Annotated in this window: 5 protein-coding genes; 1 reads left to right on the top strand and 4 read right to left on the bottom strand. The window is 71.6% G+C overall.

Translation table 11 applies throughout. The features are described from left to right. Positions 1 to 33: 33 nt before the first annotated feature. The 4 genes from ACFC1F_RS40185 to ACFC1F_RS40170 all read right to left on the bottom strand — a co-directional run bounded on the left by ACFC1F_RS40185 (position 34) and on the right by ACFC1F_RS40170 (position 3,809). Positions 34 to 537: a hypothetical protein gene (locus tag ACFC1F_RS40185; RefSeq protein ID WP_209412808.1), complete on the bottom strand. Its 504-nt coding sequence runs from the start codon at positions 535 to 537 to the stop codon at positions 34 to 36. Position 538: 1 nt separating this feature from the next. After that, on the bottom strand, positions 539 to 1,837 hold the full coding sequence (locus ACFC1F_RS40180; RefSeq protein WP_376166338.1) for a tyrosinase family protein: 1,299 nt from the start codon (positions 1,835 to 1,837) through the stop codon (positions 539 to 541). A gap of 333 nt (positions 1,838 to 2,170) precedes the next feature. Next, positions 2,171 to 3,034, bottom strand: a complete 864-nt coding sequence (locus ACFC1F_RS40175) for a hypothetical protein (RefSeq protein WP_376166336.1) — start codon at positions 3,032 to 3,034, stop codon at positions 2,171 to 2,173. A 58-nt stretch (positions 3,035 to 3,092) separates the two neighbouring features. Then, on the bottom strand, positions 3,093 to 3,809 hold the full coding sequence (locus tag ACFC1F_RS40170) for a GntR family transcriptional regulator (RefSeq protein ID WP_376166334.1): 717 nt from the start codon (positions 3,807 to 3,809) through the stop codon (positions 3,093 to 3,095). Positions 3,810 to 4,206: 397 nt separating this feature from the next. On the opposite strand from ACFC1F_RS40170, the gene ACFC1F_RS40165 reads away from it, so the two are divergent. Next, positions 4,207 to 4,656, top strand: a complete 450-nt coding sequence (locus tag ACFC1F_RS40165) for a hypothetical protein (protein WP_376166332.1) — start codon at positions 4,207 to 4,209, stop codon at positions 4,654 to 4,656. The last annotated feature ends 390 nt before the right edge of the window (positions 4,657 to 5,046 follow it).

The raw sequence follows: 5,046 nt of genomic DNA, 5'->3' as shown, positions 1-5,046 counted from the left end.
GGGGTGGTCACCCCGGGGCCGCCGCGGTCCGGCTCAGTGCAGTTGCTGCACACCCGTGTTGTCCCGCACGAACACGGAACGGGCGTCGGTGTCTCGGTAGCGTTCCTTCAGGGTGAAAGCGGCGGGTACACCGGGGACGGGCGCGTCCGGGGCCTCGTAGTAGAGGACGTACGTCTTCGCGCTGTCGGTCTCGTTCTCCAGCTGGAGCCAGCCGGTGAATCCGGCGGCCGGGAAGGTGCCGGTCGCGGTGACGTTGTTGGTGGTGCCGGAGTGGCTGAAGGCGAAGGTCGCGGTGCCGAGCTGGAGGCGTTTGTGCCCGCTCTCGTTCCAACGGCGGAACACGGCGACCCACTCCTCCGGCCAGGGCCCGCCGGACCCGTCCGGCGGCATGCCGCCGCCGTCGACCCGGGAGAGGATCTCGTCGGCGTTCGCGACCACGGAGTCGTAGTCCCAGAGGTCGACCGCGAAGGTCATGTGTTCCCGGTCGATCGCCCGGAACATGGGTTGGATGTGGAGCTCGAAGACAGGAGTGCGCATTTCAGCTGTACACCTCCATCAGGACATCCTTCAGCGCGATTTCGTCGAGCAGTCCGGCCGGCTCCTCGGGCTGCCCGTCGGGGCCGTTCGCCGGCACGTACTGGAGCGTCAGCACCAGGGACTCGGGGGCGGCGTGTGACGCCTTGAGGACGGCCGTGATGTCGAAGCGCGCGTTGCACTCGGTCGGGTGGTGGGGGTGCGGTTCGGCACCACGGTGGCGGCCGGGAGCGCGGTCGCCACCGTCGGCCATGCGGTGTGCATTCCACATCGCGACGTAGCCGACGCCGTAGCGGCGGGCGAAGTCCGGGGCGTCGGCGCGGAACTCGACGTCGGCGGGGTGGACGTAGGCGCGCAGCACGTAGCTGCCGGCGACCGGGACCTTCAGGTCGTCCAGCCGGACCACGACCTTCCGGGCCTCGGCGGGCGGGGCCGCGAGGCTGAACTCCGCTCGGGAGTTGCTCCGTAGCGAAGCCGTGAGGTTCGGTGCGGACACCAGGGCCAACGGCTCGGTCGCCAGCAGCCGGCGGGTGACCGGCTGAGGGGTCTCCACGGCGAAGGCCGTCTTCAGCTGGTCCGTGTACTCGTAGTCGTAGCCCAGGGCCACGGTGTCGGCGAAGTCCGCGGCCTTGTGTTTGGCCTGGGGGAGAAAGCCGCGCAGGTCGTGGTCGGGCGAGGTGAGGGCGGGCGCTCCGTTGCGCCGCTGCCATTCGGCCCAGAGCAGGTCGATGAAGCAGTGGAAGCTGTAGTAGATCGGGTCCATCGCGGCTGTACTCGGGAACTTCATCAGACCGCCGATGAAGTTGAAGTGCATGAAGTTGTGCGGACCGCTTTCGAGGCGCCCGAAGTCGCCCCCGGGGTGTGCCTCCGGGAAGCCGCCGAACGCGCCCTGGTCGGTCTCGGTCGTCACGATCTCCAGGGTGTCGGGCGGCAGATCCACGGCAGCGGTGATGCGGTCCTCGACGAGCCCGGGCATCGAGAACGCGGGCGGGAACTTCCCCGTCGACTGCGGGTGCAGCCAGTCCCAGTACGGCAGCATGACGTTCGCCGTCCGTGGCGGGTCGGACTCCTGCAGGAGCTTCTCGAAGTGGTACAGGTGCGACCGGTGCCACGGCAGGAACAGGTCGTTGCCGTGCTCGCACGGGCCCACGAACTGGTCGTTGTGCAGTGCGGCCTGGAAGTCGTAGCCGGTCACGTCGTCCGGGTTCGCCGCGGACCGTGCGCGCAGGATCCCGAGGGCGTGGATGTAGTCGTCAAGCTCGGCGGGGCTCAGGGAGTTGATGTCACGTCGGCTCATGGTCATGGGGTCACCTCCGTTGCGGGCCAACGTATGCGCACCGGTTGACCGCCCTCGGTAGCCGTGCGGTGCGGCGCGTTCTCCGTACAGTCGACCGGAGTACCGCCTGGCCGCAGTGCCGCCCGACCGGAGCGCCGCCCGGCGCCGACGCTTGCGCCCGGCGCCGACGCTTCCGCCAGGCGCCGAGGCTTGCGCCCCGGCGCTTGGCGATGCGTCGGTCCGCGCCCCCTGGCCGCACTCGGCGACCTGCGCAGTTGCCGCAGCGTGCTCGTGGACGTCGAGACGGGCCGGGTGGTCGACGTGCTCCCGGCTCCTGTCCTCAGCCCCTGCCGAAGTTCCTCAGCCCCTGCCGAAGTGCACCGGGGGGAAGGCGCCTGCTGCTCTGAGGGTTCCGGAGAATCCGTCCGCCAGTTCGGTGAGGCGTGCGGTGGCGGCCGGGCCGAGGTGGTCGTACGGGGCGGCGTCGAGGCGGTCGGTGAGCACCTCGGTCTCCTCGCGCAGGGTCGCGCCCGCCCGCGTGAGGTTGCCTTCCTCGTCCAGCAGGCCGCGCTCGCGCAACTGGTCCCGGGCGGTGTCCCACTGTTGCGCGGACCACCCGCGGGTCCGCATGAACAGCGCTGACGTCGGTGCCGTGCCGGTGGCGTTGTGCAACACCAGCGCCTCGATGCCGGACAGGCCGGCGATCGTCAGGGCGGCGAGGTGACCGTCACCCCGGTGCTCGCGCAGCAGTGTCGCGGCGTGCCACAGGGCCAGGTGCGGTTCTTCGGGTACGGGGAGGCCGGCGTTGGCGGCGTACAGCGGCCGTGCCTCTCGGCGGCAGGCCTCGGTGGCGCGCAGCGCCAGTTCGGCTGCCTCGGTCATGTCCGTGGACGTGAGGGACGTCTTCCCGAGCAGCCGCTGCAGGGTTCGGTCCGCGCCGCGCAGCCGTGCCCTGAGCACCTCCTGCGGTGTGGTGACGGTCCATGCGGCCGGGATGTACCGCTGCACGTGCTCGTGGTTGAAGTTGTAGAACGTCGCGGTGACGGTGCCCGCGTCGACGGCCCCGAGCGGTGCCGCGCGGCTCGCGAGGTAGGCCATGGCTCCGCGTTCCAGCCCGAGTGCCGCGAGTTCGTCCTCCGGCTCCGGTGCGAAGTACACCGATGCGTGCAGGGGGCTGACGGCGTTGTGGCAGCGGCGGCCCGCGCCCGCCTCGAAGGAAGTCATGCCGTGGCTCCGATGTCAGTGGTCAGGTGTGGACGTGCGGCCGGGTGGGCGAGGCGCATCAGGCTTCGTTCGGAGGCTCGTGGTGAGGGCAGTCGGTCAGGCCGGCCGCGGTCTGGGTGAGGTGCCGGGTCAGGACCTCGGCTGCGGTGTCGGCGTCACGGGCGAGGGCCGCCTCCTCCAGCCGGCGGTGTTCCAGGAGGCCGTCCCGGTCGGGGTTGCGGTGCGCCGACCAGCGGCGGGCCAGCTCGCTCGCGGTCCACATCCGGTCGAAGGTCTCCAGCAGGACGAGGTTGTCGCACCCCTCCAGCAGGGTGCGGTGGAACAGGCGGTGGGCTTCGGCCCATGCACTGCTGTAGTGCCTGCCCTCCTCCGGTACGTACGCCGGGGTGCGGGCCAGACGGTGGTGGGCGGCCCGTACGCGGGCTTCCCAGTCCACGTCGCCGCGTTCGACGGACATGCGCAGCATGACCGGTTCGATGGTCCGGCGGGCCTCCGTGATCTCCTGCCAGCGACGGTCGGAGAAGGCCGGGACGGCAAAGCCGCGGTTGGGCAGCCGGTCGGCGAGGCCCTCGCCGACCACCCGCACGAGCGCCTCCCGCACGACGGCCAGGCTCACGCCCTGCTCTTTGGCGAGGTCCTGGGGTTTGAGGGCGTCACCGGGGGCGTGGTCCCCGCGCATGATCGCATCCCGCAGGTGTGTGTAGACCCGCTCGGAGAGCATCTGCTTCCCCGCCGGGGGCGAGGTGTGTGGCGAGGTGTGGGTCGTCTGGGTCATGGCCACATGATAGATGATCAGATGGATAATCGATTATCTTCGTTGTGGTCGATATCTATTGAGGCGACATCACGGGACCCCACCCATGGCTGCGAGCGTCCTGGCCTGAAGGGAGAGACATGGCAGGACCGCGCCCTTCGAGGCGGCGCACCCGAACCCCTCCCGCGTGGAAAGGGGGCCTTCGTCATGACCGCTCAAAGCCCTTCGGTTCGCCTTGGAGACCGTCGCGAACGGTGCGGCTCACCTCGCCTGCGGAGCCGGGAAGTTGATGTACGCACGCGGCACCGTCGGCCCCGGCTGACCGGCATCTTGTCCTGGCGGGTCGCGCTGTCAGTGCCGGGTGAGATCGTACGGGTACGTCGGGCCGCCGGGCCCGGCGCTGAGGAGGGGGAGAACCATGAGGCGTGCGAGCTTCGCCTGGGCGGCGGCGGTTGCGGCGGTGGCGGCGGTCGCGGGGGCGGCCGCTCCAGCGGCGGCCGAGCAGCCCGGGGCGCCCGGGACGGGGGAGATCCTGTCCTACCCGGGGCAGGAAGGGCTGATCTGGATCCCCGACTGGGTGGGTGACGGCGGGGCCGTCACCGGTGGCGCCTTTCCGGCCGGTCCGCCCGTCACGGTCACCGTCGGCTGCCGGGCGGGCAGCGGCGGCGCGGAAGAGGTGCGGGTCGCCTTCACGGCGGATTACGGCGACACCACGCCGGTGGAGTTCACCGTGGCCTGCCCGGTCGGGGCCGTCGCCACGGGCTCGGCGGTGGTGACGGCCGAACAGGGCCGTTCCTTCCACGTCGCGGTGGCCGCGTCGGCGCCGGACGTGCACTGGGGGCTCACGGTCACCCAGCCGGACGCCTGACCACCCAGGGGGGAGGTCATCACCCCGTGGTGGAGCGACGGGCTCGCGAGGAACCGTAGCCTCACGTGACCCGCGTCGGACACCGGGCTTCACCGGGCCGCACGGCTCGCAGGCCCGGCCCCGTCCGGTGTCCGTGGCGGCTTCATGGAGTCCCTCGTGCCCGCCGGGCACCCGGTCGACGTCCGGCCCGCCCGGCGGGTCCGGCCCAGCGCCGTCCCGGCCGCCGTCGCCGGCCGGGTACCTGTGGCCTTGCGGGCCGTGGTGTGGCGGGGGGCGGGCCCCGGCAGGCGGGGGGGCGCCCCCCCCCCCCCCTGCGCCGGCCCGGGGGGGGGGGGGGGGGCGGCCCCCCCGGGGGGGGCGGGGTGAATATAAAAAAAAAAACAAGCCAAC

The organism is Kitasatospora sp. NPDC056181, from assembly GCF_042266225.1.
Lineage (GTDB): Bacteria > Actinomycetota > Actinomycetes > Streptomycetales > Streptomycetaceae > Kitasatospora.
This window is presented reverse-complemented; position numbering and strand designations above follow the sequence as displayed.